This is a genomic window from Nesterenkonia aurantiaca (assembly GCF_004364585.1).
Lineage (GTDB): Bacteria > Actinomycetota > Actinomycetes > Actinomycetales > Micrococcaceae > Nesterenkonia > Nesterenkonia aurantiaca.
The window spans coordinates 131,700-157,643 of sequence record NZ_SOAN01000008.1 but is presented as its reverse complement, the minus strand read 5'-3'; the positions used below and the strand labels follow the sequence as shown (position 1 = coordinate 157,643).

Below are 25,944 nucleotides of genomic sequence, written 5' to 3'. Positions count from 1 at the left end.
CTCATCGGTAATCGGGGTTGGGATCCAGATCGGGGTCCCGCCCCGCGGCGCGCCACTGCTCCGGGACATTGCCCCAGGCAGGAATTCCACCCGCCCGGCGGAGCATCATAGCCATATGCATCAGGTTCCAGGCCATGAATGTGGTGTTGCGATTGGTGAAGTCGCTCTCCGGTCCACCGGACCCCTCGTCCAGATAGCTGGGGCCTGGGCCGATCGGACCGATCCACCCCGCGTCCGCAGCGGGCGGGATCGTCACCCCGATGTGTTGGAGGCTGTAGAGGATGTTCATGGCACAGTGCTTCACCCCATCCTCGTTGCCGGTCACCAGTGCTCCGCCGACCTTGCCGTAGTAGATGTACTGACCGGCGTCGTTGGTCAGTCCTGACATCGCGTAGAGGCGTTCGATCACCTGTTTGGTGACCGAGCTGTTGTCCCCGAGCCAGATGGGTCCGGCCACCACGATGATGTCGGCCGCCTTCACCCGTTCGAACAGCTCTGGCCATGCGTCGCGTTCCCACCCGTGCTCTGTCATATCTGGGTAGACCCCGGTGGCGATCGGATGGTCGATGGGGCGGATGATCTCCACCTGCACTCCTTGCCGGCGCATCAGGCCGGCGCTGAGCTCGACAAGTCCTGAGGTGTGACACAGTTCGGGGCTGCGTTTGAGGGTGCAGTTGAAGAAGACCGCCTTCAATCCCGAGAATCCGCTGTCCCCGTCCGGGGCCTCCGGGTATCCGCTCATGGTGACCGCTCCTCTTTCCGCCGGTTCAAAGTCTCGTGGATCAGCGCGGCTTGCTGCCCACGCGGACCTGCAGGTGCCCGCCCCGAGCCGAGGCGGAACGGACCTCCGCGGAATCGCGTTCCAGCGCCTTCCACGGATGCGCATCGATGTCTGCTCCGCCCAGCCAACAGGCGGTCCGCGCCAGAGGCGTCAACAGTGCGCTGGGTCCCGTCGGTCGCTGCATGTCCAGCACCCCCAACCGGCCTCGCGTCACCGTCAGCTGCTGCATGGTCTCCCAGGCGTTCTCCCACTGCTGCATGAGCGAGAGCGCGTAGGTCGCCAGCGTGACCTCGGAGAACGGGCGGCCTCCGTCCCGTGTCACCTCGACGGAGATCTGCTCGGCACTGAACGCGGTGGCATCGGCCTGGATCAGGATCACGTTCTCCCAACCGTGGCGCACCGCCCTTCTTCGGGCCTGGGCGAGCATCTGGGCGCTGCGGTCCACGCCGACGATGATCCCGCCGGGACCCACCCGATCCTGCACGAGCGGAAAGTTCATCCCCGTGCCACACCCGATGTCGAGCACCTGGTCTCCCGTCCGGAACCCGAGCAGCTCGACCAGCCGTTCTCGGCCCGCACCGTAGACGGGGTACTCGGCGGAGAGCAGATCGTACAGGGGCGCGAAGGCCGTATATTTCTCGATGGTCGCGCTCCTTCCACACGGGCGATCTCCGGGCAGCTCCCCGTCGATCTCTTCTGACCTTACTCATCTCGAAGCTGGAGGAAAGTGTCTTGGTTTACAGATCGCCCAGTTCGACGCCCGTAGGCTGAGCTGGTCTCATCCGATCTGCACGAAGGACCCCTCCATGGATCAGCCCATCGACCTGTTGGTCATCGGTGGCGGGACCGCAGGAATCGTGGGCGCCAAGACCGCCGCCCGGCTGGGCGCACGGACCGTGCTCGTCGAGGCGCACCGCACCGGAGGCGACTGCCTCTGGACCGGGTGCGTCCCCTCGAAGACCCTCCTCTCGGCCGCTGCGCAGGCAGCCCGGGTGCGCACCAGCGGCGGCTCGGAACCTGATTTTCCACGGGTGCGGGAACGGATCAGCGCGGCCATCGAGACCATCGAGCCGGAGGACTCACCGGAAGCTCTGGAGCGCGCCGGCGTGACCGTTCTGCACGGAAGCGCGCGGTTCACGGGACCGGGCGAGGCCGAGATCGACGGCCGGCTCCTCCGCTTCCGCCGAGCTCTCATCGCCACCGGCAGCTCTCCCGCCGTTCCGCAGATCCCTGGCCTGGGGCAGGCGCAGACCGTCACCTCGGACACCATCTGGGAGCTGACCGACCTGCCCGCCCGGCTCCTGGTCCTCGGTGGCGGGCCGATCGCCTGTGAGCTGGGGCAGGCCTTCGCCCGGCTCGGGTCTGAGGTGACGCTACTGGCCCGTTCAGGGCTGCTGCCCAAAGAGGACCGCGACGCAGCAAGCCTGGTCCAGGCGAGTCTTCAACGTGACGGGGTGACCGTGTTCGACGACGACGAGGCGCGCCTGATCAGCCGGGGTGCGGCTGGTTCGCTGGTCACCACCACGGCAGGACGCGAGCTCGAGGCAGAGGTGATCCTGGTGGCCACCGGCAGGACCCCGCGCACCGCCTCCCTGGGCCTGGAGCACCTCGACGTGGATCTGGACTCCTCCGGGCAGGTGCTCGTGGATGACACCATGCGCACCTCGAACAGCTCGATCTGGGCCGCCGGAGATGTCACCACGCACCCGAAGTTCACCCACCTGGCCGGGGCCTACGCCAGCACCGCCGCCTCCAACGCCGTCCTCGGACTTCGGCGACGGGTCAGCACCACCGTCCCGCGCATCACCTACACCTCCCCGGAGGTCGCCGCAGTCGGTCTCACAGACGCCGACGGCCCCGGGATGAGCACCTCGACCGTCACCCTGGAGGAGACCGACCGCGCGGTGACCGAAGGAGCACGTGAGGGCTTCGTGCGTCTGGTGATCGGCCGGCGCGGCCGGATCCTCGGCGGGACCATCGTGGGCCCGCGGGCAGGCGAGTCCCTCGGCGAGCTGAGCCTCGCCGTCGCCAGTAAGCTGACCACCCGTCAGCTCGCCGGCGTCACCCACGCCTATCCCACCTACAACGATGCGCTGTGGAACGCGGCGGTCGCCCATGCGCGCCAGGGGCTGGACTCCCCCGTGGTCAAGACGCTCACCGGCACGCTGGCCGCCGTCGCCCGATACCGGGACCAAAACCGGAACCGGCGCTCCCGGGCTCAGCGCAGCGCGTGAAATCCCGCGACGATGCGCTGGGCCGCGCTCAGGCACACCAGCAGCGCCCACACCGCGGCGATATAGGCGGCCGCGGCGGGGAAGATCAGCCACAGGCTGTGCACCAGAACCGTCTCACCGCCCTCCGCCAGGCCACCCAGGAAGGAGAGCGAGCGTCCGTCGTCGAGCGTTCTGCCCTGCTTCTCCGCGATGGAGGAGAACGACAGGAAGGCGCCGCCGTTGATGTAGTAGGCGAAGAGCACCAGCAGAAAGGGCAGCCAGGGTGCGTCGAAGGCCGCGTTCGCGCCGATCGCCACGCCGATCACCGTCGCTCCGTAGACGATGAAGTCCGCGCAGATGTCGAAGAATCCGCCCTGCCCGGAGGCCGGCGATGACCCCAGCGCACGACGCCGCGCCAGCGGCCCATCCAGGCCGTCAGCCAGTCTGCAGAGCAACCACATGAGCAGCGCCGGGATCCACAGCTGGGTCGCGGCCAGCGCCGCGCTGGCCAGGCCCGCCACCAGGTTCAATGCGGTGAGTCGGTTCGGGGTCACCGCGGGCACGTCGAGCCATCGCGCGGCCGCGTCCAGTGCGGGGCCAAGGCTGGAGCGCAGTCGTGCATCAAACATCTGCTCGGCCTCGTCTTCCGCGAGCCCGGACCATGTAGGCGATCGCTGCCAGGGTCAGCAGGCCCAGCACCGCGAAGGCGACTTCGGCCTGCAGGCCCGGCTGGAAGCCATAGGCGCCCAGCGCGAGGTAGCTGGCAGTGCCGGGGATCATGCCCACCAGCGTGCCGAGCAGGTACGGCCACCAGCCCAGGGCGGTCAGCCCGGCCGAGTAGTTGATCGCGGTGAAGGGCAGCACGGGCACGAGCCTGACCCCGACCACGGCAAGAAAGCCGTGGCGCAGCAGGACCTCCTCGACCTTGGCGACGCGGGTCCCGGTGAAGTGTTCCACGGCTTCCCGGCCCAGGACGCGGCCGAGCCAGAACGCCGCGGCGGCGCCCACCATGGCGGCGCTGTAGACGATCAGCAGCCCTGGTCCGAACCCGAAGAGCACGCCTGCCCCGATGGAGAGCACGTTCTTCGGCACCGGCGCCAACGTCAGGGCTGCGTAGGCGGCGCCGAAACCGAGGGGCCCCCACCAGCCTGCCTCCGCCACACTGGCCCGCATCTGCTCCACACTCGGGATCGGCAGTGCCAGCGCGGCCACGGTGAAGAGCACCAGGGCGATCAGCAGGACCAGCGCCTTCAGCACGGCTTTCCTGTCTCGCCTTCCGGCCGCAGGAGGCTCCTCGCGTGGTTCCGGGACACCAGGCTCGGGGCTCTCACCTTGCATCCCCTGTGCCCCCATCTCATTCACCCCATGACCCTACGTGAACCCGCACCCCAGACCCGCCTCCCCCAGACCCGTCTCCTCCAGATCCGCCTCCCCCAGACCAGAAGGACCCGATGACCCGGCACAGACCCCGCACCCGGACACAGAAGCACCTGATGATCCTCCCGTCCCTGGCAGCTGGCGCCCTGCTGCTCTCGGCCTGCGCAGGAGGTTCCGTGGCCGCGCCCGAGGAGTTCACCGACTTCGACGCCGTGCTGGACGCGGCCCAGGGCCAGACGGTGGACCTGTGGATGTACGGCGGTGATGAGCAGGGCAACACCTATGTCGATGAGGAACTGGCCCCGGCGGCGGAGGAGCTGGGCATCACGCTGCGCCGAGTCCCGGTGACCGACACTGCGGACGCGCTGAATCGGGTGCTCAATGAGCGGCAGGCCGGACGCGAGGACGGCTCCGTGGACCTGGTCTGGGTCAACGGCCCCACGTTCAGCACCGGGCGCCAGGCCGAGGCGTGGCGCTGCGGCTGGACCGAGATGCTGCCCAATATGGAGCACACCGACCCTGCGGACCCGCTGCTGAGCGATGATTTCGGGACCCCCGTCAACGGGTGTGAGGCTCCCTGGCACAAGGCGCAGTTCACCTATTTCTATGACTCGGAGGCCGTGGCCGAACCACCGGAGTCGCTGCCGGAGCTGATCGACTGGGCCGAGGCGAACCCTGGGCGATTCACCTACCCCGGGCCCCCTGACTTCACCGGCAGCGTTTTTCTGCGCGAGGTGATGATCTCCCAGGCCGGCGGCGCCGGGGAGATCCCGCTGGAGTTCAGCGCGGAGAGCTTCGCGGAGCACTCCCCCGCCGCGATCGAGACGCTGGAGGAGCTGGCACCTTCGCTCTGGCGCGAGGGCGCCACCTACCCACGGGACGAGCAGGCGCTGAACGAGCTCTTCAACGACCGCCAGATCGACATCGGGATGACCTACGGCCCGGCCCGGCTGACCGAACTCGTCGACTCCGGGGCGCTGCCTGCCTCCACGCGGGTGATGCCCATGGAGGAGGGCACGGTGGGCAACGCGAGCTTCCTCGCGATCCCGGTCAACGCGCAGGACACCGCCGGGGCGATGGCCGTGGCGAACCTCGCGCTCTCCCCTGCCCAGCAGGCGCTCAAGGCCGACCCTGAGGTGTGGGGCCAGTTCACCGTGCTCGACGTCGAGGGGCTGGACTCGGCGGACCGGTCACGATTCGAGGAGCTGCCCAGCTCCCCGGTGGTGCCCTCCTACCAGGAGCTGTCACGCAACGCTCATGCGGAGCTGGGCTTCGACTGGGTGCCTGCCCTGGATGAGGCGTGGCGAGAGTCCGTGGCCAGGCGCTGATGAGCGTTCCCTCAGGGCAGCGATCAGCCTCTCGGCGGGCGCTGCTGACCGCGGCCCCTGCCGTGCTGCTGGTGGTCCTGGTGATCGGCGCCGCCCTGCTGACGGCGCTGCTACAGAGCCTGGGGTTCCTGCCCGTCTTCGGAGAGGCCAGGTTCAGCACCGAGGCGTGGGCCGACGGGGCGTCTCTGCTCGAGTCGGCAGGCGTGTCCCTCTACCTCGCGACGGCGTCCACGGCCCTCGCGCTCGTGGTCGGCTTTCTGGTCGCCGCGTATGCGCTCACCGCGGGTCGCGGCGGCCGACTGGTGGCGGCGCTCAGCGCGGCCACCATCCCGATCCCGCATCTGGTGGCCTCCGGGGCCATCGGGCTGCTGCTCGCCGATGCCGGCTTCCTGGCACGCGTGCTGGGCATGCCCGAGGGATTTCCGCAGCTGGTGGGTGATTCCTGGTGGGCCGCGGTGATTCTGGAGTTCGCATGGAAGGAGTCTGCCTTCGTCGCGCTGGTGGTCCTCGGCGGGATCGGCCGGCCGGTGGCTGAGCTGACCGAGACCGCGGCGACGCTGGGCGCCTCAGCACGGCAGCGGATGCTGCACGTGATCCTTCCGCTGGCCCGGGTCCCCTTGGGCGTGGCCGGGCTGGTGGTGTTCGTCTACACCCTCGGCTCCTATGAGGCGCCCTGGCTGCTGGGGCCGGTGGCCCCGGAGCCGCTCTCGGTGCGCGCCGTGCGGCTCTTCGGATCCGTGGACCTGAGCTCCCGCCCGGAGGCGATGGCCACCGCGCTGACCTCCGTGGCGGTCGCGCTCGCCGTGATCGGGCTGGGACTGCTGCTGACTCGCCGCTCGAGACGACGCTCGAGAGCCCAGTCAGGTGTCAGCTCATGACCACGGTGACGAAGCCGGTCCCGAGCAGCCGCGTCCCCGAACGCAGGCCTCAGCCCAGCGCACGGCGAGCATCGGTTTCCGGGTGGCGAAGAATCCTGCCCGTCGTCCTGGGTGCGGCGCTGCTGCTCTGGATCCTGCTGCCCCTGGCCCCGGTGCTGCTGTGGTCTGTGGCCGGTCAGTGGCGGGCGCCCGCACCGCTGCCCGGCTCATGGTCGTCCCAGGCGCTGGAATCACTGCTGAGTCCCGAGATCCTCCAGGCAGGTCTGTGGTCCCTGGCGCTGGGCATGAGCGTCGCCGTCGCTGCCACGACGCTGGGGGCACTGGCCGCGTTCAGCCTGCACAGGCTCCCGCGCACCCTGTCCCGGATCGTGGGGTTCCTTCTGCTGACCCCGCTGGCGATTCCACCCTTCGCTCTGGTCATGGGCGCCAATGTGCTGCTGCTCTCTGCCCGGGTCCCCACGTTTGCCGCCGTGCTGATCGTGCTCACGGTGACGGCCCTGCCCTACACGACCTACATGTTCAGCGTCGCGCTGGCCTCCTATGACTGGCGGTTCGAGGAGGTGGCACGCACTCTGGGGGCGTCTCGGGTGCGGGTGATCCGCACGGTGCGGATGGCACTCCTGGCACCGGCGATCGCCCGTGCCGGCTTCCTGGCGTTTCTTGTGGGCTGGAGCGACTACATCACCACGGTGCTCATCGGGGGTGGCCAGTTCCGCACGCTTCCGATGCTGCTGGGCTCCTCGGCGTCGAGCACCGGTGGTGAACAGCTCACCGCCGCGCTGTCCCTGGCGATGATCCTCCCGCCTGTCATTCTGCTGGCCTTCTTGGCCCGCTGGGGCGCCCGTGGAAGGATCTCGCCATGAGTTCGAGCCTGACCTTCGACGCGGTCTCGCACCGTTTCGGTGCCGAGGAGGTGCTGCGAGACATCACGCTCTGCGTGCCGGAGAGCAGCTGTGTCGCTCTGCTGGGAGCCTCCGGAAGCGGAAAATCCACGCTGCTGCGCATCGCCGCAGGACTGTTGCCACCCTCGGCGGGGCAGGTGCGCATCGACGGGGAGGACGTCACCGCGGTGGAGGCTGAGAAGCGCGAGACCGGGCTGGTGTTTCAGCGGCCGCTGCTGTTCCCACATCTGAGCGTGGTGGACAACGTGGCCTTCGCCTCCCGCATGGCCGGAGGCTCCAAGGCGGAGTCGCGGCGTCAGGCGCGTGAGTATCTGGAGCTGGTCCAGCTGGCCGACTACGCCCAGCGCATGCCGGGCCAGCTCTCCGGCGGGCAGGAGCAGCGCGTGGCGCTGGCCCGCGCTCTGGCGCGCCGACCGCGCATCCTGCTGCTGGACGAGCCGTTCAGCTCGCTGGACCTTGGGCTGCGCGAAGACATGTACGAGCTCCTCGAGACAATCCGCGAGCAGCTTCGCCCCACCATCGTGCTGGTCACTCACGACCGGCGTGAGGCGTCGGTCCTGGCCGACACCATCGCGGTGCTCGAGCACGGTGAGATCCTCCAGCACGCCCCCGTCGCCCAGATCCACCACCAACCAGCCTCTCCGGCGGTCAATCGCATCCTGGGCGGGCTGAATGAGGTTCTCGGCGTCATCCGCGCGGGGGTGCACCATTCTGCACTGGGCCGGATCACTGTCGCCCCAGACACTCCCGACGGCCCAGCCCTGCTGATGCCCCGGCAGGAATCGCTGCAGCTGACCGGCGCCGGTGAGGCCCCCGCCCGAGGAACGGTCACCCAGATCAGACCCTCCGGTGCGCACACCCTGGTGCGCGTCACGCTGGACGCAGCTGCAGATCAGGAGCGGGTCGACGTGGCCGTCGAGGTCACCGGGACGCCGAGGCTGAGCCGCGGGGACACCACCGGGGTGGGCCTGCGCGGGACCGCGGGATGGGTGGTTCCGCTCTGAGCCGGTGGCCGTCGTGCCTGTGCGCGAGTGTGCGCTGGATTGCAGACCTGCGCTCGACGACGCACCTACGGTGGTCAGTGCAGCCGAGACACGGTGCCGCCGAAGTTGAAGGAGGGAGCAGGAGATGTCCATCATGGAGACACCCAGCGCATGCGTGCATCACCTCACCCATGCCTCAACATGCGGTGACCAACCATGGTCTCCGCAGCGACGGGAGAGAGACCCCTTGAGCTTCGCCACCGATGACTTCACCTGCCTGGATGAGGTGGACCTGTTCGCTGACCTCAGCCCTGCCGAGATGGAGGGACTGGAACAGATGGTCCCGGAACGCCGTTTCGGCCCCGGGGAGCTGGTCTTCTCGCAGTCGGAACCAGTCAGTGCCCTGTTCGTGCTGAAATCCGGGCGCGTCCGGGTCTTCCGGGTCGCCGAGGACGGGAAGACGCTGACGCTGGCGATCCTGGAGCCGGGAGCGGTTTTCGGCGAGATGCTGCTGGTGGGTCAGCGGATGTATGAGAACTACGCCGAGGCCATCGAAGACTCGGTCATCTGCCAGCTCACGGTGGAAGACGTGGAGCGGCACCTGATAGCGGACCCACGCATCGCGCTGCGGATCGCGAAGCTCCTCGGTGACCAGGTGGCCCGCCTGGAAGAGCGGCTCACCGACCTGGCGCTGCGTCCCCTGGCGGCCCGCGCCGCCAAGACGCTGCTCACCCTGGCCGAATCCGCCCCCACCACCGCGCTCAGCGCCCGACTGGGGCACGGCGGCACCATCCGCATCACACATGAACAGCTCGCCGGCCTGCTCGGAGCCACCCGTGAGGGGACCAGCAAGGTCCTCTCGGAGTTCGCCGCGCAGGGTTACATCCGGCAGGCCCGCGGACGCATCACCGTCAAGGATTCGCAGGGGCTGCGGTCCACCGCCAGAACGACCTCCTAGATTCTTCCGCCGCCCACACCTATCGGTTGGCGGGATCCACACAAGAGAAAGGCATCACTTTGACACGAGCCGCTGTACAAACCGTCGAGACCGCACCCGAGAGCGTCCAGCCTGAGCTGAAGGACCTGGAGCAGAAGTTCGGCAAGGTCCTGAACATCCATGGGGCGATGGCGTCCTCACCGGTGGCGCTGCAGACCTACATCGCCATCCAGCAGGTCATCGCGGACTACGGAACCTTCGACGCACAGACCCGGGAAGCCATCGCGCTGGCCGTGGGCAATGTCAATGACTGCACCTACTGCCAGTCCGCCCACACCCAGGGCGCCAAGGGTGCCGGACTCAGCGAGGAGCAGACCGTGGCCATCCGTCGCGGCGAGGTCGACTTCGACCCGAAGCTGCATGCTCTGCTGGAGGTGGCCCGCGAGGCGACCGCGGAGAAGGGCAATGTCCAGGACGCCACCTGGCAGGCCGCGCTGGATGCCGGATGGAGCACCGAGGAGCTGACCGAGCTCTCCAGCCATGTGACGGTGAACCTGTACACCAACTACTTCAACCACATGGTCAAGACCGAGCTCGACGTCCCGGCCGCACCCTCGCTGTAGCCTGCGGCGGCGCAGCCTGCGGGAACGCAGCGCTGAACCGCTCGTAGCCTGAGGCTGACTGGTGGCGGGCGCCGCGAACTGCGGCGCCCGCCACTGGCGCGCTGTGGGCAGGGTCTGCGCCATCCGTCACGAAGCGCCCAGCCAACACTCAGCCTCCGCGACCAGGGTTGACCCATGGCTAGCAAGCGGCAGCAGACTGTCACCGTGGGTGGCCACAAGCTGCGGCTCTCCAACCTGGACAAGGTCCTCTTCCCCGCCTCGGGCACCACCAAGGGTGAGGTCATCCACTACTTCCAGACCGTCGCGGACGCGATGCTCCCCCACGCCAGGGATCGTCCGGCCACCCGGAAGCGCTGGCCCGACGGCGTGGGCACCGCGGACAAGCCCAGCGAGCCGTTCTTCCGCAAGAACCTGGAGGACTCCGCCCCGGCCTGGGTGCCGCGCCAGGAGCTGGAGCACTCCGATCACAGCAACATCTACCCGCTGGCGAACGAACCCGCAGTGCTGGCCTGGTTCGGACAGGTGGGCGCGCTGGAGATCCACGTTCCGCAGTGGCGCTTCGGCAAGAACGGCGAACCACAGAACCCCGACCGACTGGTGCTGGACCTGGACCCCGGGCCCGGTGCGGACCTCAGCGACTGTGCGCAGGTGGCCCTCTGGTGCCGCGACATCCTCGATGAGATGAACCTGCCCTCGATCCCGGTCACCTCCGGCTCCAAGGGCATCCACCTCTACGCCGCCCTGAACGGAACCTACACCTCGGAACAGGTCTCCCCGGTGGCCCACGAGCTGGCCAAGGCGCTGGAGACCGATCACCCGGACGCGGTGGTCAGCGATATGAAGAAGTCCCTGCGCCAGGGCAAGGTGCTCATCGACTGGTCGCAGAACAACCCGAACAAGACCACCATCGCCCCCTACTCGCTGCGCGGTCGACCCGGCTCACCGGAGGGTCCATATGTGGCCGCACCGCGGACCTGGGAGGAGCTCGACGACCCCAAGCTCACCCAGCTGGACATGCACCAGGTGACGCAGCGCCTGGCATCCGGCACCGATCCGCTTGCGAACTTCAGCTCCGACGACGACGCCCCGGACGGCCTGCCCTCCACGCACGACGCGCTGACCACCTACCGGTCGATGCGCGATGCGGCCAAGACCCCCGAACCTGTCCCCGCAGACTCCCCCGCGACCCGGGGTGACGCCCCGATCTTCGTGGTCCAGGAGCATCACGCCACCGCGCTGCACTATGACACCCGCCTGGAGCGCGACGGCGTCCTGGTCTCCTGGGCGGTGCCCAAGGGCCCGCCACTTGACCCCAGTGAGCAGCACCTCGCGGTGATGACCGAGGACCATCCGATCGAATACGCCGAGTTCGAGGGCACCATCCCGAAGGGCGAGTTCGGCGGCGGCGAGGTCACCATCTGGGACACCGGCACCGTGGAGATCGAGAAGTGGGAGGAGCGCAAGATCCGGTTCATCCTGCATGGTCAGCCCGACGGCGGCCTGGGCGGGGTGCCGCGGCGCTACGCCCTGGTCAACACCAGCAAGGGCAAGGACAACGGCAAGAACTGGCTGATTCGGCTCACCAAGGACCAGCCGAGTTCAGCCAAGTCCGCGCGGCCCGACGCCGAGAAGAAGCCGTTCGAATCCCCGCTGAAGCGGTCCACACCGAAGTCCCAGCAGAAGCCCGAGCGCAAGCCCACGCCGATCCCTGATCCGCTCCCCTCTCCCATGTTGGCCAGTCCCGGGAAGCCTGCGGACATTCGCGGCTCCGGGTGGGTGTTCGAAGGCAAGTGGGACGGGTACCGCGCGATCGCCGCAGTCCACGAGGACGGACACGTTGAGATCCGCAGCCGCAACGGCAAAGACTTCACCCAGACCTTCCCGGAACTCGCAGAGCTCGCCGAGCTCGTCCCACCGGGCACCGTGGTCGACGGCGAGGTGGTCGCCCTGAACTCTGGCAGCAGGCCGGACTTCGGGCTGCTCCAGCGCCGCGGCCGACTGACCAAGTCACGCGAAATCGAGCAGACAGCAAAGCAGATCCCCGTGCACTTCATGGTCTTCGATGTGCTGCACACCGCGGAACAGGGCGACCTCGCCAAGAAGCCCTACCGGGAACGGCGGGAGCTCTTGGAGGATCTGGCGAAGAACGGCACGCACGTCCAGGTCCCTGGCGACCTCGGTGACTCGCTGGAGGAAGCGATCGAGGTCAGTTCGGAGCTCAAGCTCGAGGGCGTGGTGGCCAAGCGGAAAGACAGCGTCTACCGGGTCGGCCGGCGCTCGGATGACTGGGTGAAGCTCAAGCATGAGAATCACGCCGATGTGGTGATCATCGGTTGGCGCCAGGGCAAGGGCGGCCGCGCGAAGACCTTCGGCTCGCTGCTGCTGGGTATGGAGGACGAGGAGGGCGAGCTGCATTACGCCGGGCGGGTCGGCACTGGCTTCAGCGACGTCGACCTCACCGACATCCGCACCCAACTGGAGAAGATCACGCGCAAGACTCCCCCGGTGGATGACGTCCCCCGTGAAGATGCCTCCGACGCCACCTGGGTCATTCCGAAGCTGTCTGCGGAGGTCCGGCATTCCGGTTTGACCAGGGACAACCGGCTGCGCCACCCCACGTGGCGAGGAGTGCGGATGGACAGCGGGCCCTGACTTAGCTCAGCGCTGAAGCGCTGTACAGAGGAACCACGATCCGTAGACTGCCTAACGAGAAGCTCATACCCAACACAGGAGAACGATATGACTGATATGACTGCCAACGAGCTCGTCAAGAAGCTCAACAGCATCGGCACCTGCATGTTCACCACAGTGGACCAAAACCACCGCATCGTCTCCCGCCCCATGGGCGTCACCGAGATCGACGACCAGCACAAGTTCTGGTTCTTCACCCCGCTGAACTCGGACAAGGTTGAGGACATCATCGGTGAGGGCGAGGTCAACCTCGGCTTCGTGGATGCCCACACCTGGGTCTCCATCGCAGGCTCCGCTCAGGTCATCGCCGATCTCGAGCGCAAGAAAGAACTGTGGGACCTGGGCCCGAAGGCCTACTTCGAGAGCGGCCCCGAGGATCCCAACGCCGTGCTGATCGAGGTAACTCCCGAGACCGCCCAGTACTGGGAGGGCCCCGGCAAGGCCGCCGCACTCGTGAAGATGGCGAAGGCTTCGCTATCCTCGGAGACCCCGAACATGGGCGACCAGGGGCGCGTGGAGTTGTAAGCAGCCACTAATGACTCGGGGCGGGGAACTTGGGTTTCTCGCCCCCTCTCATTCCCGAACCTCTTGCCGCTGCCGATCCCCCACGCCTGGAGCATCCGACGCGGATGGACCAATTGCCTTGCTAGGGGCTTTCCCAAGATCGGGCCTAGAGTTCCCCGGCCTGACTTGGGTGAAGTAGGGGGCGAGATGCTCACGAAGGTCGGGATCACAGACGTACACGTACGTTCCCTTGATTCCTCGGGTGAGCAGTACCCCGTAGATGTTTATGACGTACTCAAGTAAGTCTTCATCGTTGAACTCAAGGCCAAGGCGGGGGTTATTCTCTTTCCCCTTCTTGTCGAAGTAGTTGGACCGATCGAAGACGATCCGTTGTTGCTCGGTATCGAACCTCAGGTCGGAGCCGATGATGACTCCCGCATAGTTCAGGTCGTATCCCTGAACCGTGTGGATCGATCCCACTTCATCGAGCGATGTACTCGAATTGATCCAATCCTTGGTGGTCCGATTCCACTGAAGTCCGTAGCCATCGAGCACGATGTCAGGAAGGCTCTTGTCCTTCTTGCTTCTCCATTCCCACGCGTAGCCGGCGACCAGACGAGCGAGTCCGTGCTCAGCATCCCGTTCCCGAATCCGATCGTGCATCACTTGAAGCTCATAGAACATCTCGATCTCGTAGTCGGCGAACTCATCCGATCCCGGCGCTTCGGATCGCAGTATGGCGCGAACGTAGTCGATGTAGCCGCGTCCAGCTTGGACTCGCATCTGCGAGTGAAGCTCATGGTGCCTGTCCGCTGACTTGGCAACTTCCAGCAGCGACTCCCACGAAGAGCGAGGGATATCTGCAGGCCTCACACTCTGTGCACCATCCAGGAACAAGATCTGATGATCACTCTTCTGCTTGATCCAATCCAGCTGCGTGTAGTGACTCTCGTCGTGTCCGAAGAGCTTCTGATTGATCTCGGTGAAGCGCGTGTTCTGGCTTGCGGATGGCTGGTTGGCCCGCTGGTTCAACCGGTGCGCTTCGTCAACTACCAGGACATCGAAGTGCTTCTCGGACTCCCCTACCGCAAATGGGTCAAGCACCATCGAACGCTCCAAGTAAGGCGTGTGCTTGAAAACCTCAGCCACCGAGGCTCGAAGGGACTGCTGTGGAACGACGAAACCGATCGAGAGCGCACTCAAGCGTTCTCGATTGCCTTCTGTGAAAAACTCTGCGAATCGCGAGTCCGAGTCATCGATAGTCGTGTCCAGCTCGGCATCTTCTGCAGTTCCGATATCAGCCAGGAGCTTCATCAAGTAGATGGCCACGACGGTCTTGCCTGTACCTGGATCCCCCTGCACGACGATAGGGACATCGTGCCCTTGACCAGGTACCCGTCCCAGAAGGTCTCGCAGGATGTCCTCGACGGCCACGGCTTGCTCCGGAGTGAGGGCCTTGAATGGAGACAGCTTGAAGAGGTCGTCGTTCTGGATCTCTGGCAGTGACCGCTCGAAGATACCTTTGCTCCGGAGGTCCTCGAAGATCTCCTGGAAGGTCTCGCGATATTTGGCTCGATCGAAGTAGTCTCCGTTAACTATGCCCTTGTTTCGATTGAGCAAGACATAGCGATCGTCACCGCCGAGGTATTCGATCAGGAAAGCTTCGAGGTCCAGCGCGGCGGACTTGTTGAAGGTGTCATCGAGGATGATCTGGACGTGCTGCATTGCGTCCTTCGCGCCTGACGCGAGGTGTTGGCGGATCCGGGAGGCGACGTTCCGTGACTCACCGACGTAGATCGATCGCTCATTCCGAAGCGTGTAGACGGCAGGCCAGTTCCCATACCTCTCGTCAGCGTCAGAGAGGATCGAGACCGCGCCTTTCGCGAAAGGGTAGGACCGAATCTCAAAGCTGGTCATACTTGGTGCTCTTCCCTCGCGACTTCTCCACCGGGTACTTGTCTCGGGTCAATCGAAGCTTATCGAGGACCACCTCATCAGGATCCCAACCCATTCGATCCGCCAACAGGTACGCATAAGTGAGCACGTCAGCGAGCTCAGTCCGAACCAGATCAGGGTCCACCTTGTTGTTCCACTGCACGCATTCCAGAAGTTCGCCAGATTCGATGGCGATGCTTTTGATCAAATTTTCTGGACTATGGAACTGGGCCCATTCGCGTTCGGCAACAAGAATCCTGAGTTCACCCTTGACATCTGACAACGACATATCGCCACGCTACCTCTTCGTGTGGATGAAGCGATGATTGTCCAACCGAAGATACGCCCTGGGTACATTCCATGCTCAGAATGAGGGCAACCCTTGGCCTAATCAGCGGCCGCGCGGCGTGTGAGCGGTCATCGTCTGCAGTGAGTTCAGCAGCTCCTGGGTGTACGGGTGCGCCGGTGCGTGGAAGATCTGCTCAGCGTTCCCGTACTCCACTGCTTCCCCGTCCTTCATCACCAGGATGTGGTCACTCATGTGGTGGATCACGCCCAGGTCATGGGAGATAAACACGTAGGTGGTCCCCAGCCGTTCCTGCAACTCGGTGAGCAGATCCAGCACCTGGGCCTGGACCGAGACGTCCAACGCTGACACGGCCTCATCCAGCACCACCACATCGGGCTCCGGCGCCAGTGCACGGGCGATGGACAACCGCTGGCGCTGCCCGCCGGAGAGCTGCAGCGGGTGTTTGGCGAGATGTTGCGGGTCCAGCCCGACCAGACCCACCAGTTCCTCGGCCCGATCCCGCAGCTGGGCACGCTGCCGGCGGCGAGCGCCGAAGGCGATGCCGTCCGTGGCAGGTTCCAGCGCATCGGTGAGGATCTGTTCGGCGCTCCACCGCGGATCGAAGGAGCTCAGCGGGTCCTGATAGACCACGGTCACGTCGCGCCGGCGGCTGCGCCGCCCGGACACTCCCAACTCGCTCCATGGCTTCCCGTTCAGCAACACGGACCCGGAATCAGGCTGGAGGAAGCCCAGGGCGATGGATGCGGTGGTGGATTTTCCCGAGCCGGACTCCCCCACAATCCCCAGGGTCTGACCCGCTCGGACGTCGAAGGAGACGTCCTTGACCACAGTGCGAGTGACGCCATCGGGACCGCGGAAAGACTTGGTCAGACCCGTGGCCTCCAGCACCGGGGGTGCGTCCGCCACTTCGTGGGTTCGCACCGGGGAGGTATTGAGGGCTACCGAGGCATGCTCACGCTTGGCCGAGGTCAGGTACTCACCCTTGGTGACGCCGGAGGGGACGGCGTCCAACAGCTGCCTGGTGTACTCATGCTGCGGGTGGTTGAGCACGTCCTCCGCGGTGCCCTGCTCGACGATGTGCCCGCCCTGCATCACCAGGACTCGATCGGCGAGGCGTCCGACCACGGAGAAGTCGTGGCTGATCAACAAGATGGCGGTCCCGGAAGCCTTGCGCTGCGCCAGGAGGTCCAGCACCTGGGCCTGCACGGTCACGTCCAGGGCGGTGGTGGGTTCGTCGGCCACCAACAGCGGAGGATCATTGGCGATCGCTGAAGCAATCAGGGCCCGCTGGCGCAGACCTCCGGAGAGCTCTCCGGAGCGCTGCCTGGCCCTCATCTCGGGTTCCGGCACGCCCACCGCCTCGAGGAGCTCGATCACCCGTTCCCTGCGCTGAGCCGCCTTGCCGACTCCGTGCAGCCGCAGCGACTCGCCGATCTCGGCGCCGATGGTGCGCAACGGGTCCAGGGAGACGAGCGCATCTTGGAGGATGAAACCGATCTGCGCCCCGCGGATCCTGCGCCACTGCGCGTCGGTAGTGCGCTGGATGTCGCGTCCGTCCACGCTGGCACGGGTGGCTTGGATATGCGAGTTGGGCCCGGTCAGACCGATGAGGGTGCGGGCAGTCACGGATTTGCCGGACCCAGATTCCCCGATCACCGCCACGCATTCACCTGGGTTGATATCCAGTGAGAGGTCGTGCACCACGTGGTGAGCCGCGCCGGCAGCATCGGTGAACCAGACGTTGAGATCCTCCAGCGTCACCAGCGACGCCTCTGCGGGGGCAACGTCTGGCGCGGTGTCGGGGCGGATGCGGGAAGTGGTCTCGATATCGGGGTTGATGACAGTCGTGGTCATGTCTGTGATCCTTCCAAGGCGGATTCGAGGTGCTTGCCCAGAATCGTGGCGGTCAGTGCAGTGGCGAGCACGGCCAGGCCGGGCAGGATTTCCAGCCACCAGGCCTCGGTGATGTAGGGGCGGCCAGCTTCGAGCAGCGCACCCCATTCCGGCGACGGCGGGGCCACGCCGAAGCCGAGGAAGGCCAGTCCGGAGGCCCAGACGATCGATTGGCCGATGCCCAGGGTCAAGATCGCCAGCAGCGGACGAAGCGCATTGGGCAGGATGTGTCGGTTCAGGATCCGCCAGGGTGAATGTCCCAGCGCCTCGGCGGCCTGCACGTATCCCGAGTGGCGCACGGCGAGGATCTGTCCGCGCACCATCCGGGTGTAGCCGGGAGCGGTCCCCAGCCCAACCGCAAGGATCAGCGTGGGTGCCGAGGGCCCATAGACGGTGATGAACACCATGGCCAGCAGCAGCGTCGGGAACGCGAAGAAGACATCGAGGCCACGGCCGATGAAGGCGTCCGCCCATCGCCCGCCCAATCCGGCCCAGGCGCCGAATATCACGGCAAGACCGACCCCGATCCCAGTGGCGCCCAGGCCGATCAGCAGCGACTGTCCCGCCCCGTGAACCATCCGGGAGTACAGGTCACGCCCGGACTGATCGGTGCCGAACCAGTGCTCCCAGTTCGGTGACGCCAAGGGTGCCTCGAGCCTGATGGCACGGGGATCGTGGGTGGCCAACAGCGACGGCGCGAGGCTGGCGATCAACAAGACCAGCGCGAAGACCGCGGCGATCCAGACGGTGAGCGGGACCTGACGGAGCCGGCTCTTGGGTCTGCGGGACTGCAGCGAGGAGTACAGCTGGGAGGCCACCGTCGTCGGCTTCTGGGTTGTCGAATGCTGGGTCGGTGACCGCTGGTCTGCGGGACCGTTGAGTGTGGTGGTCATTGGTTACTCCAGTTCTGACTCAGTGAGTCAGTTTCAGGCGCGGATCAACAAGGACGTAGGCGGTGTCCACCACCAGGTTTGCGATGACGTAGATGAGCGCCACGAGCATCACGACGCCGCAGACCACCGGCAGGTCACGCCCGTTGACGGCATCGACCAGCACTCCCCCAAGGCCTGGCCGGGAGAAGACGTTCTCCGCGATCACCGCCCCCGAGAAGAGAGAGCCGATGGCCCAGCCGGTCAGAGTCAGACCAGGCAGCAGCGCGTGGCGCAGCACGTGCCTGATCCGCACCCCGGTGTCGCTCATCCCGCGAGCCCGGGCGGTGAGGACGAAGGGTTCGTCCAGCGTGCGTTCGAACTCGGCGCGCATGGTCTGGCCTAGGAAGCCGGCCAACGGGAGGCCCAGGGTCAGGGCGGGAAGGACCAGTCCGAGGGGTCCCTCTCCCCCGACCACCGGGAAGAGTCCCAGGCCGAGGGCGAAGACCACCAGCAGGATGATGCCCAGCCAGTACTGGGGCAGCGCAGCGGCGGCGGCTTCGAGGCCGGAGAACAACCGGGACACCCAACCCACCCGGCGAGCCGTCAGCACCAGCAGCACCAGCGCGATGACCCAGGCGACCACCAGGGAGGAGAAGGTCAGGATGACGGTCGGCGCGATCTGGTCCCCGATGACCGTGGTGACCGGCTGCAGCAGCTGGTAGGAGACGCCGAGATCTCCACGGAGCAGACCGCCCAGGAAGCTCAGGTACTGGACGAGAAGCGGGTCTGTGAATCCGAACATCTCATTGATCGGTGCCAGCTCCTCTGCGGAGCGTTCCTGGACCTGACCCGTCTGCTGGTTCAGCAGCATGGTGGCCCGATCTCCCGGCAGAAGCGCCTGCATCAGAAAGGTCAGGGAGGCGGCTGCCCAGACGACGAAGGCGGCCCCGCCGAGCTTGCGCAGGATCAGCGAGACCACGAGTCTCGGATCGGTTCTCTGACGTGGGGAGACGGGAGTCGGATCAGCGGTGGTGGCCTGGTATGGCTCGGTGGTGGCGCTGAGTGGCGGAACAGTCATGGGTCAGCCCTCTTCTTCGGTGACGGATTCTTCAGCGCGGAAATAGGCGTCGTGGAAGACCGGTGAGCCCTGGGACTCCTCGAGCCAGACGTCACTGAGCTCATCGGAGACGGCGATGGTGTTGGTCTGGGTGTAGAGCCCGATGGCCGGGGCGAGCTCGCTGAGTTCGTGCTGCGCCTGGGAGAAATGCTTCGTGACGTCCTCCGACGTCGGAGCCTGCAGCGCCTCTTGGATCGTTGCGAAGACTCCTTCATCCACCAGGAACGTGGTGTTGGCCCCATTGGGCTGATCCTCGGTGCCTGGCCGGTAGTTGATGTTGAGGATGCCGGCGTGTGGTGAGGTCCAGTAGCCGACCTGGGCGTCATAGGCATCGGGGCCGGAGAATGCGCCGGAGGAGTTCTCTGAGGGAGTCAGCGGGCGCAGCTGGATGTCGAAGCCGGCATCGCGGGCCTGCTCCTGGAAGTTCTGGATCGCGGTGTTTCCGTCGGGGGTGACGATGGTGTTCAGTCCGTAGGTGAACACCACTTCGAGCCGTTCCCCGGCTTTGAGTCTGGTGCCGTCCTCAGCGCGCTCGGTCCAGCCGGCCTCGTCCAGGAGCTCATCGGCGCGGTCCAGGTCGAAGGGGTACTCGGTGGCCGCGTCGACGTCGTAGTCCGGGGTGCTCTGGGAGAGGTATCCGCTGGGCTCGAAGGGGACCGTGCCCAGGAATGCCGACTCGATATTGGCTTCCCGATCGGTTGCGAAGCTGAGCGCCTGGCGGACCTGCTGATCGGCGAAGGCGCCCTTCTCGGTGTTCAGGTTGATCACCACCGGACGCCCCGGGGTGATGTACTGCTCGAAGTCGAACCGTTCCCGGGCCTGTGCGATGTTGACCGCCGGCACCTCTCCGATCACGTCGCTCTCCTCGGAGAGCAGCGAGCCGTAGCGCGAGGTGTTGTCAGGGATGAAGCTCCACCGGATGCCCTCCACGTACGCCGGGCCCTGGTGCTTGGCGTTCGCGGGGGCGGAGTTGTAGTCCTCGTTGCGGACGAACTCGAGGTACTGGCCGCTCTCCCATGCCTGCACGGTGAAGGGTCCGGAACCGATCGGGGCCCTGCAGTTCTCCTCCTCGCTGCGGGTCTCCAGCGCGGTGGGCGACTGGATCCCGAAGTAGGACTGGGAAAGCGTCGAGAGGAACGGTGAGAACGGCGCGGAGAGGTGGACCTCCACGGTGTGCTCATCCACTGCGCTGGAGTCCTCGTAGAACCCGCCCAGGTGCGCGGCCGCGGTGCCGTTGCCGCCGTCGAGCCAGTGGTCGAAGTTATACGCCACGGCCTCAGCGTCCACCGGCGTGCCGTCGGTGAAGGACACGTCATCGCGCAGGGTCAGGGTCCAGACCAGCTGATCCTCCGAGACCTCCCAGTCGGTGGCGAGCCAGGGAACGATCTTGCCATCGGCGTCCTGTGAGACGAGCGAGTCCAGGATCTGGCGCGCAGTGAAGTTCTCCTGGATCCACCCGCCGTAGACGCACTTCGGCTCTTGGAGGTGTCCATATTCGATGATGCCGCCGGACTGAGGGCCGTCAGCGGGCTGCCGGTCGGCAACCTGTTCGGCGCTGACCAGGCCGGAGGTGCCACTGCAGGCGGTGAGTACGGTGGCGCTGAGGATCGCCGCAGCGCTGAGCGGGGTCCTGAATCTCTGTCTCTTTTTGGGTGCGTTCAGGTGGGGCGGGGTGGTCATGGTGCTCCTTCTCGGAGTGGTTCAAGCAGAGAGGACGTGGGCGCGAGTGGCCCGGGACGTCACAGATCAGACAGTCGCTGGGACCTGCGCGAAGGCTCCGCGGTAGCGGGCGCCGGGGTGGGTCGCGGGCAGCCGATCACGGCCGAAGAGCTTCTGCCGCAGCGTGCCCGGAGTGTATTCGCGCTGAGCCAGTCCGCGATCGCGCAGCACCGGCAGCACCTTCTCGGCGAACTCCTGGAAGGATCCGGGGATCACCCAATTGACGACGTTGACCCCGTCGATGCCGGCGGCCTGCCACGCCTCCAGCTGGTCAGCGATCTGCTCAGGCGTGCCGACGATCCGGTTGCTGCGGTTGGAACGCCAGGCGATATCCGCCACCAGCGGTTCACGATCGGTGATCGTCTTGGAAGCCCATTCGGTGAATCCGCGCCGGGTGTTGGTCTGCACGTCCTTCAGAGGCGTCTCGGGCGGGTAGACGCGTCCGTCGGGATCCACCAGGGCAGCATGCGCGAGGTAGCCGTCCAGCGAGACGAACTCTTCGGCTTCCTTGAGCTTTCGCTGCGCCTCTTCTTCGGTGTCACCGATGATGAAGCTCAGCCCCTGGAAGAACTTGATGTCCTCTGGGGCGCGTCCGGCTTCCACGGCCCGGGCACGGGTGTCTTCGATCTGCGCCTTGGCGACTTCTGGGTTCGGCGCCCCCAAGAAGACGGCTTCGGCGTTGCGTGACGCGAAGTCGCGACCAGAGACGGAGGAGCCGGCCTGGAACAGGACCGGGGTGCGCTGGGGTGAGGGTGAGGGCAGATGTGGGCCTTCCACCGAGTAGCGCTCGCCCTGGTGGTAGATCTTGTGCACCTTGGCCGGGTCTGAGTACCGGGATCCCGCGCGGTCGTTGATCACTGCACCCTCGTCCCAGGAGCCTTCCCAGAGCTTGTAGGTCACATCGACGTATTCGTCGGCCCAGCGGTAGCGCTCGGAGTGCTCGGTCAATCGCGGCATGCCGTAGTTGCGTGAGCCGTTGTCCTGCATCCCGGTGACGATGTTCCAGGCGATCCGACCCTTGGAGATGTGGTCCAGTGTGGAGATCTGCCGGGCGAACTGGAACGGGTGGGACTGGAAGACGTTGGAGGTTGTGGCCAGGCCGATGTTCTCCGTCACCACGGCGAGCGCGCCGAGCAGCACGGTTGGATCATTGGACGGGATCTGCAGGCCCTCGTTGAGGTAGACCGAGTAGTCGGCATCTGAGTCCCCGTAGTGGCCGGAGACGTCGGCGAAGAACATGGCGTCGAACTTTGCCGCCTCCAGGATCTTGGCCAGATTGACCCAGGTGTCCACATCGGTGAACTCCGTCTGGTGGGCATCCTCGCGCCGCCACTGGCCGTGATGGATGTGGCTGTTCGTGTTCATCACGAAGGCGTTGAAGTGCAGCGGAGTGGGGGCGGAGTTGCTGTCAGGCATGAGGTTTCCACGTCTCTTTCGGACCGTGGCACCGCGCAGCGTCCCGTGCTCGGGGCGGATGCGCAGGCACCGTACTTGCCCGGGACGGTTGTGACACCGGGCCGAATCATCACCTGGAGCACCCCACTACGGTGAGAGGGTTGCTGTCCGGACAGCCAGGGCTTTCGTCCGGAACTCGTGATTCCTTGGTTCAGCGTAGAACGCACTCATTCCAAGTGCAAGACTTGATCATATTTACTGACATATATCGACACGTTGAGGATGGGCTCCCTGCGACCGGAGTCGCACCCGGTCAAATCCCTGACTGACACTCAAACATCGAGCTCACCCGCATTCCACGGGTCTTCCCAGACCAGCGCGATGCACCGTAGGGTTGAACATACCTGAGCGTCGACACCGGAGTGAGTAACCGTGAGCAGCTACAGCACCGATCCATCCCAGACCACCCCCACCTCCGTTCCCCCATTAGATGAGCCGCTCTACGGCGCCACGCTGGGCCAAGCCGTGCGGCGCTTCTTCGGCAAGTACACGCACTTCAAGGGGTACGCCTCGCGCAGCGAATACTGGTGGGTGCAGCTCTTCACGAACGTCGTCACCGGCGTGATCTCGATCCCCTACCTGCGCACCTACGACCCCACCCTCGGACGCTTCGACCTGACGGAGGGCACCGGAAACGTCGAAGGCCTGGTCCTGGCGAGCGCGCTCGGCGCGTTCATCTGGGGCCTCCTGACGTTTATTCCGATGCTTGCACTGAGCTGGCGCAGGTTGCATGACGCGGGACTCCCAGGACCCACGTACTTCCTGGTGCTGATCCCCTTCGTCGGCCCAATCGTCCTTATAATCCTGATGATCCTGCCGACTCGGCCTGAGAAGCACATCCGAGCTTGGGAGTACCCGACGGAACCAGCACCCGAGGCCCAGAATGCAGGACGCACCCTCCCTTAGGCTCTCCGCCTCGTCAGTGAGACCTCAGGACTTCAGCAGCCGCTCCCGCTCGGCCTCCACGTCGTAGTCCGCGGCGGGCCAGCGCAGCTTCAGGTCTGAGAACGCTGCGATCAGCAGCTCCTGGACCGCCAGCCGGGAGTACCACTTCCGGTCCGCTCCGATCGCGTGCCAGGGGGCGTGGTCGGCGTCGGTGGCTTCCATGACCCGCGAGTAGAGCTCCTGATACGTGTCGAACTCGGCCCGCGCGTCGGCGTCGGAGGGGTCGTACTTCCAGTGCTTCTCCTTACGGTCCAGCCGGGAGACCAGCCGGTCCAGCTGCTCCTCCTGGGAGATGAGCAGCTTGACCTTGATGATGACGAAGCCCAGCCGGACCAGTTCGCGTTCGAAGAGGATCAGCGCCTCGATGCGACGCTCGATCTCTTCCGGGCTTTCGCTGCCGGTGATGCTGGGCACCAGCACATCCTCGTAGTGGGACCGGTCGAAGACGCCCACGAGACCTGGCCGCGGCAGGCGCCGGATGATGCGCTCCAGGTAATGCTCGCGCTGCTCCTCCGGGGTGGGTTTCCCGAATCCGGCCACCTCGATACCCATCGGGTCCATCGAGCTGACCACCTGCTTGACCACCCCGCCCTTTCCGGAAGCGTCCATGCCCTGCAGCACCAGCAGAATCCTCGGGCCACGGTCCAGGTTGTTCAGCGCAGTCTCCACCTCGGGTGAGAACAGCTCCTCGCGGCGGGCCTTCTCCTGCGGGGTCCGACGCGGAACCCGTCCGGCGATGGCCTTAGCGACCTCCCACTGGTCCGCCTCGGAGGCGGCGACCACATGGGCCCACATCAGCTCCTGCAGATCCGCGAGCATCGCCGAGCGTTCGGCGAGCGCCTCCTCCCCGTCGTCCTTCTTGCCCTTGAACCCGATCTTCTCGCGAGTCGGAACGTCTGCGAGCGTGAACGGGGATGGGTACTGGTTCACCCGCCAGAGCGTGCGGGGGTCGCCCTCGAACGGGGTCTTCTTCGCACCCTTGGGCCCGCGAACACCATTTAGCGGGACATCGAGCCGGTGGGCGTTGTTCTCATTCTTGGACACGGTGTCTCCTTGTGGCGGGTGACTTGCCGGCAGGCAGTGACGTCAGGGCGGACTACTAGGTTCATGCCTACCAGAGTTCACCTCCCTGGGAAACAACCCGGGATCAGTTCCTCGCCCCGGGAGGCCCCTGAGACGACGGCGGAGGTTCAGTCGACTCGGAGCGTCCAGGACTCCTCCGCGTCCTGGAGCACCAGCCGCTGCTCGACGCCGCCTGGATCCATCCGGATCCCGAGTGCCGCAACCAGCAACGTCGGCACCAACTGCGTGGAGGGGACCGCCTGCGCGCCACCCTCGAGACTTTCCGTCCTGGCGGCAGGGAACATCTCCCGAGTCACGTGCACCGCGCGGTGATCCGGCGCGGTCTCCAGCGCGGACGTCACCGCCGAAGCGCTCACGCCCCGGGACACCAGCCATGCAGACACCTGATCCAGCAGCGCGAGCCCACTGGTGTGCACGGTGACCGGCCGCCCGGGCTGGGTCACGGTCCAGCCGACCCCGGTGGCTCGCACACTCAGCCCGGTTGCGACACCGGAGAGCAGGCGAGCCACCAGGGGTTTGGCGTGGGAGCTGGACAGGATGGGTCCGGCCCAGTCCTGCCGCGCCACGCCACAGCCGCCGCACATCAGAGCATCACGTCTCCGCTGTTCGGTCCCAGGGTCTGGCCCACGTAGATGTTGCCGCCCGGGGAGGAGGCCAGCATCACCGCGGTGGGCGCCACCTCGTCCACCGTGCCGAAACGGCCCAGGGGCAGCTCGGCGCGCTTCTGAATCTTCCAGTCCTCGCTGATCCCGGCGACCATCGGGGTCTCGATGGGCCCGGGGGCGATGGCGTTGACCAGCACCCCGTCGCCGGAGACCTCCCGGGCCAGGGATTTGGTCATCGCGATCACCCCGGCCTTGGCTGCGGCGTAGTGCGCCATCCCAGACCCGCCCTTCTGCCCGAGCTGGGAGGCCACGTTGATGATCCGCCCGTCGCCGCGTTCGAGCATCCCGGCCAGCACCGCTCGGTTGAGCAGGAAGACGCTGGTCAGATCCACACTCAGCGTCTCCTGCCAGGTGGCCAGGCTCATCTGCGCCAAGGGAGATTCCGTGAGGATCCCGTGGCAGGTGACCAGGGTGTCGATCCGGCCCAGTGCCTCGATCGTCTCCGCCACCCCAGCGTCCACAGCCTCCTCGGAGGCGGCGTCGAAGATGATCGGCACGGTGTCTGCCACAGTGCCGTCGGCCCCAGTGCGGGCGTTCAATGCGGCGGAGACCTCGGTGACCCTCGCCGAGCGGTCGGCCAGCGCCACCCGGGCGCCAGCAGCACTCAGGTGGGCCGCGATAGCCTCCCCGATGCCGCTGGCTGCCCCGGTGACCAGGGCGGTGCGCCCGGCGAGGATGTTGCCGTAGTTCGGAATCCCGGCGCCCGGGATCTGCGCTACCTCAGTGCTCATCA

At 66.2% G+C, this 25,944-nt stretch carries 24 protein-coding genes and 1 riboswitch; of the genes, 10 read left to right on the top strand and 14 right to left on the bottom strand.

What is annotated here, in order from left to right:
• Position 1: 1 nt before the first annotated feature.
• Entirely contained in the window at positions 2–742 is a 741-nt protein-coding gene (locus EV640_RS11130; protein ID WP_133726444.1) for a flavodoxin family protein, read from the bottom strand.
• A 40-nt stretch (positions 743–782) separates the two neighbouring features.
• Entirely contained in the window at positions 783–1,343 is a 561-nt protein-coding gene (locus EV640_RS11125) for a class I SAM-dependent methyltransferase (protein WP_279586517.1), read from the bottom strand.
• Between the two features lie 244 nt (positions 1,344–1,587).
• Between EV640_RS11125 and EV640_RS11120 the strand changes: the two genes are divergently transcribed.
• Positions 1,588–3,015: a dihydrolipoyl dehydrogenase family protein gene (locus tag EV640_RS11120; RefSeq protein ID WP_133726442.1), complete on the top strand. Its 1,428-nt coding sequence runs from the start codon at positions 1,588–1,590 to the stop codon at positions 3,013–3,015.
• Here the strand turns inward: EV640_RS11120 and EV640_RS11115 are convergent.
• Together EV640_RS11115 and EV640_RS11110 are read right to left on the bottom strand one after the other, a co-directional pair.
• Complete coding sequence (locus EV640_RS11115; RefSeq protein WP_133726441.1) at positions 3,000–3,623, bottom strand: CDP-alcohol phosphatidyltransferase family protein; 624 nt, start codon at positions 3,621–3,623, stop codon at positions 3,000–3,002. The two genes, EV640_RS11120 and EV640_RS11115, sit on opposite strands and share 16 nt — an antisense overlap.
• Positions 3,616–4,251 (bottom strand): TVP38/TMEM64 family protein, encoded by a 636-nt coding sequence (locus tag EV640_RS11110; RefSeq protein ID WP_166645913.1) that lies wholly within the window; start codon positions 4,249–4,251, stop codon positions 3,616–3,618. Before EV640_RS11110 ends, EV640_RS11115 begins: the two co-directional genes overlap by 8 nt.
• Positions 4,252–4,445: 194 nt before the next feature.
• Between EV640_RS11110 and EV640_RS11105 the strand changes: the two genes are divergently transcribed.
• The 8 genes from EV640_RS11105 (at position 4,446) to EV640_RS11070 (ending at position 13,238) form a co-directional block, all read left to right on the top strand.
• Positions 4,446–5,699, top strand: coding sequence for an ABC transporter substrate-binding protein (locus EV640_RS11105; RefSeq protein ID WP_208292198.1), 1,254 nt, complete (start codon positions 4,446–4,448; stop codon positions 5,697–5,699).
• Entirely contained in the window at positions 5,699–6,577 is an 879-nt protein-coding gene (locus EV640_RS11100) for an ABC transporter permease family protein (protein WP_133726439.1), read from the top strand. The genes EV640_RS11105 and EV640_RS11100 overlap by 1 nt, the downstream gene beginning before the upstream one ends.
• Complete coding sequence (locus tag EV640_RS11095) at positions 6,574–7,440, top strand: ABC transporter permease (protein ID WP_133726438.1); 867 nt, start codon at positions 6,574–6,576, stop codon at positions 7,438–7,440. The genes EV640_RS11100 and EV640_RS11095 overlap by 4 nt, the downstream gene beginning before the upstream one ends.
• Positions 7,437–8,483 carry an ABC transporter ATP-binding protein gene (locus EV640_RS11090; protein ID WP_133726437.1) on the top strand — a complete coding sequence of 349 codons (1,047 nt, stop codon included), beginning with the start codon at positions 7,437–7,439 and terminating at the stop codon, positions 8,481–8,483. The genes EV640_RS11095 and EV640_RS11090 overlap by 4 nt, the downstream gene beginning before the upstream one ends.
• 226 nt (positions 8,484–8,709) lie before the next feature.
• Positions 8,710–9,420: a Crp/Fnr family transcriptional regulator gene (locus EV640_RS11085; RefSeq protein WP_243832300.1), complete on the top strand. Its 711-nt coding sequence runs from the start codon at positions 8,710–8,712 to the stop codon at positions 9,418–9,420.
• Positions 9,421–9,479: 59 nt separating this feature from the next.
• Entirely contained in the window at positions 9,480–10,022 is a 543-nt protein-coding gene (locus tag EV640_RS11080; protein WP_036473915.1) for a carboxymuconolactone decarboxylase family protein, read from the top strand.
• Between the two features lie 174 nt (positions 10,023–10,196).
• Positions 10,197–12,674: an ATP-dependent DNA ligase gene (locus EV640_RS11075; RefSeq protein ID WP_133726435.1), complete on the top strand. Its 2,478-nt coding sequence runs from the start codon at positions 10,197–10,199 to the stop codon at positions 12,672–12,674.
• Positions 12,675–12,761: 87 nt separating this feature from the next.
• Complete coding sequence (locus EV640_RS11070; RefSeq protein ID WP_133726434.1) at positions 12,762–13,238, top strand: pyridoxamine 5'-phosphate oxidase family protein; 477 nt, start codon at positions 12,762–12,764, stop codon at positions 13,236–13,238.
• Positions 13,239–13,286: 48 nt separating this feature from the next.
• Here the strand turns inward: EV640_RS11070 and EV640_RS11065 are convergent, their stop codons facing one another.
• The 7 genes from EV640_RS11065 to EV640_RS11035 form a co-directional block, all read right to left on the bottom strand.
• Positions 13,287–15,134: a DUF2075 domain-containing protein gene (locus EV640_RS11065; protein ID WP_133726433.1), complete on the bottom strand. Its 1,848-nt coding sequence runs from the start codon at positions 15,132–15,134 to the stop codon at positions 13,287–13,289.
• The gene (locus tag EV640_RS11060) at positions 15,121–15,441 is read right to left on the bottom strand and encodes a nucleotide pyrophosphohydrolase (RefSeq protein WP_036473918.1); all 321 of its coding nucleotides are present in this window, start codon (positions 15,439–15,441) and stop codon (positions 15,121–15,123) included. Before EV640_RS11060 ends, EV640_RS11065 begins: the two co-directional genes overlap by 14 nt.
• 102 nt (positions 15,442–15,543) lie before the next feature.
• Positions 15,544–17,316: a dipeptide ABC transporter ATP-binding protein gene (locus EV640_RS11055; RefSeq protein ID WP_084479355.1), complete on the bottom strand. Its 1,773-nt coding sequence runs from the start codon at positions 17,314–17,316 to the stop codon at positions 15,544–15,546.
• Entirely contained in the window at positions 17,313–18,248 is a 936-nt protein-coding gene (locus EV640_RS11050; RefSeq protein WP_084479356.1) for an ABC transporter permease, read from the bottom strand. The genes EV640_RS11055 and EV640_RS11050 overlap by 4 nt, the downstream gene beginning before the upstream one ends.
• A 19-nt stretch (positions 18,249–18,267) precedes the next feature.
• Entirely contained in the window at positions 18,268–19,305 is a 1,038-nt protein-coding gene (locus EV640_RS11045; RefSeq protein ID WP_051500870.1) for an ABC transporter permease, read from the bottom strand.
• Between the two features lie 3 nt (positions 19,306–19,308).
• The gene (locus EV640_RS11040) at positions 19,309–21,024 is read right to left on the bottom strand and encodes an ABC transporter substrate-binding protein (protein ID WP_051500871.1); all 1,716 of its coding nucleotides are present in this window, start codon (positions 21,022–21,024) and stop codon (positions 19,309–19,311) included.
• 66 nt (positions 21,025–21,090) lie between these two features.
• Positions 21,091–22,479 carry an LLM class flavin-dependent oxidoreductase gene (locus EV640_RS11035; protein WP_036473931.1) on the bottom strand — a complete coding sequence of 463 codons (1,389 nt, stop codon included), beginning with the start codon at positions 22,477–22,479 and terminating at the stop codon, positions 21,091–21,093.
• Positions 22,480–22,545: 66 nt separating this feature from the next.
• A riboswitch (SAM riboswitch) is annotated at positions 22,546–22,662 on the bottom strand.
• Positions 22,663–22,890: 228 nt separating this feature from the next.
• Here EV640_RS11035 and EV640_RS11030 point away from each other — a divergent pair.
• A complete protein-coding gene (locus EV640_RS11030; protein WP_051500872.1) occupies positions 22,891–23,424 on the top strand; it encodes a DUF805 domain-containing protein in 534 nt (177 codons plus the stop codon).
• A gap of 24 nt (positions 23,425–23,448) precedes the next feature.
• On the opposite strand, the gene EV640_RS11025 is transcribed toward EV640_RS11030, so the two are convergent.
• The 3 genes from EV640_RS11025 to EV640_RS11015 all read right to left on the bottom strand — a co-directional run bounded on the left by EV640_RS11025 (position 23,449) and on the right by EV640_RS11015 (position 25,942).
• Complete coding sequence (locus EV640_RS11025) at positions 23,449–24,507, bottom strand: polyphosphate kinase 2 family protein (protein ID WP_051500873.1); 1,059 nt, start codon at positions 24,505–24,507, stop codon at positions 23,449–23,451.
• 146 nt (positions 24,508–24,653) lie between these two features.
• Positions 24,654–25,112, bottom strand: coding sequence for a hypothetical protein (locus tag EV640_RS11020; protein WP_133726432.1), 459 nt, complete (start codon positions 25,110–25,112; stop codon positions 24,654–24,656).
• Between the two features lie 17 nt (positions 25,113–25,129).
• The gene (locus EV640_RS11015; RefSeq protein WP_133726431.1) at positions 25,130–25,942 is read right to left on the bottom strand and encodes an SDR family NAD(P)-dependent oxidoreductase; all 813 of its coding nucleotides are present in this window, start codon (positions 25,940–25,942) and stop codon (positions 25,130–25,132) included.
• Between the last annotated feature and the right edge of the window lie 2 nt (positions 25,943–25,944).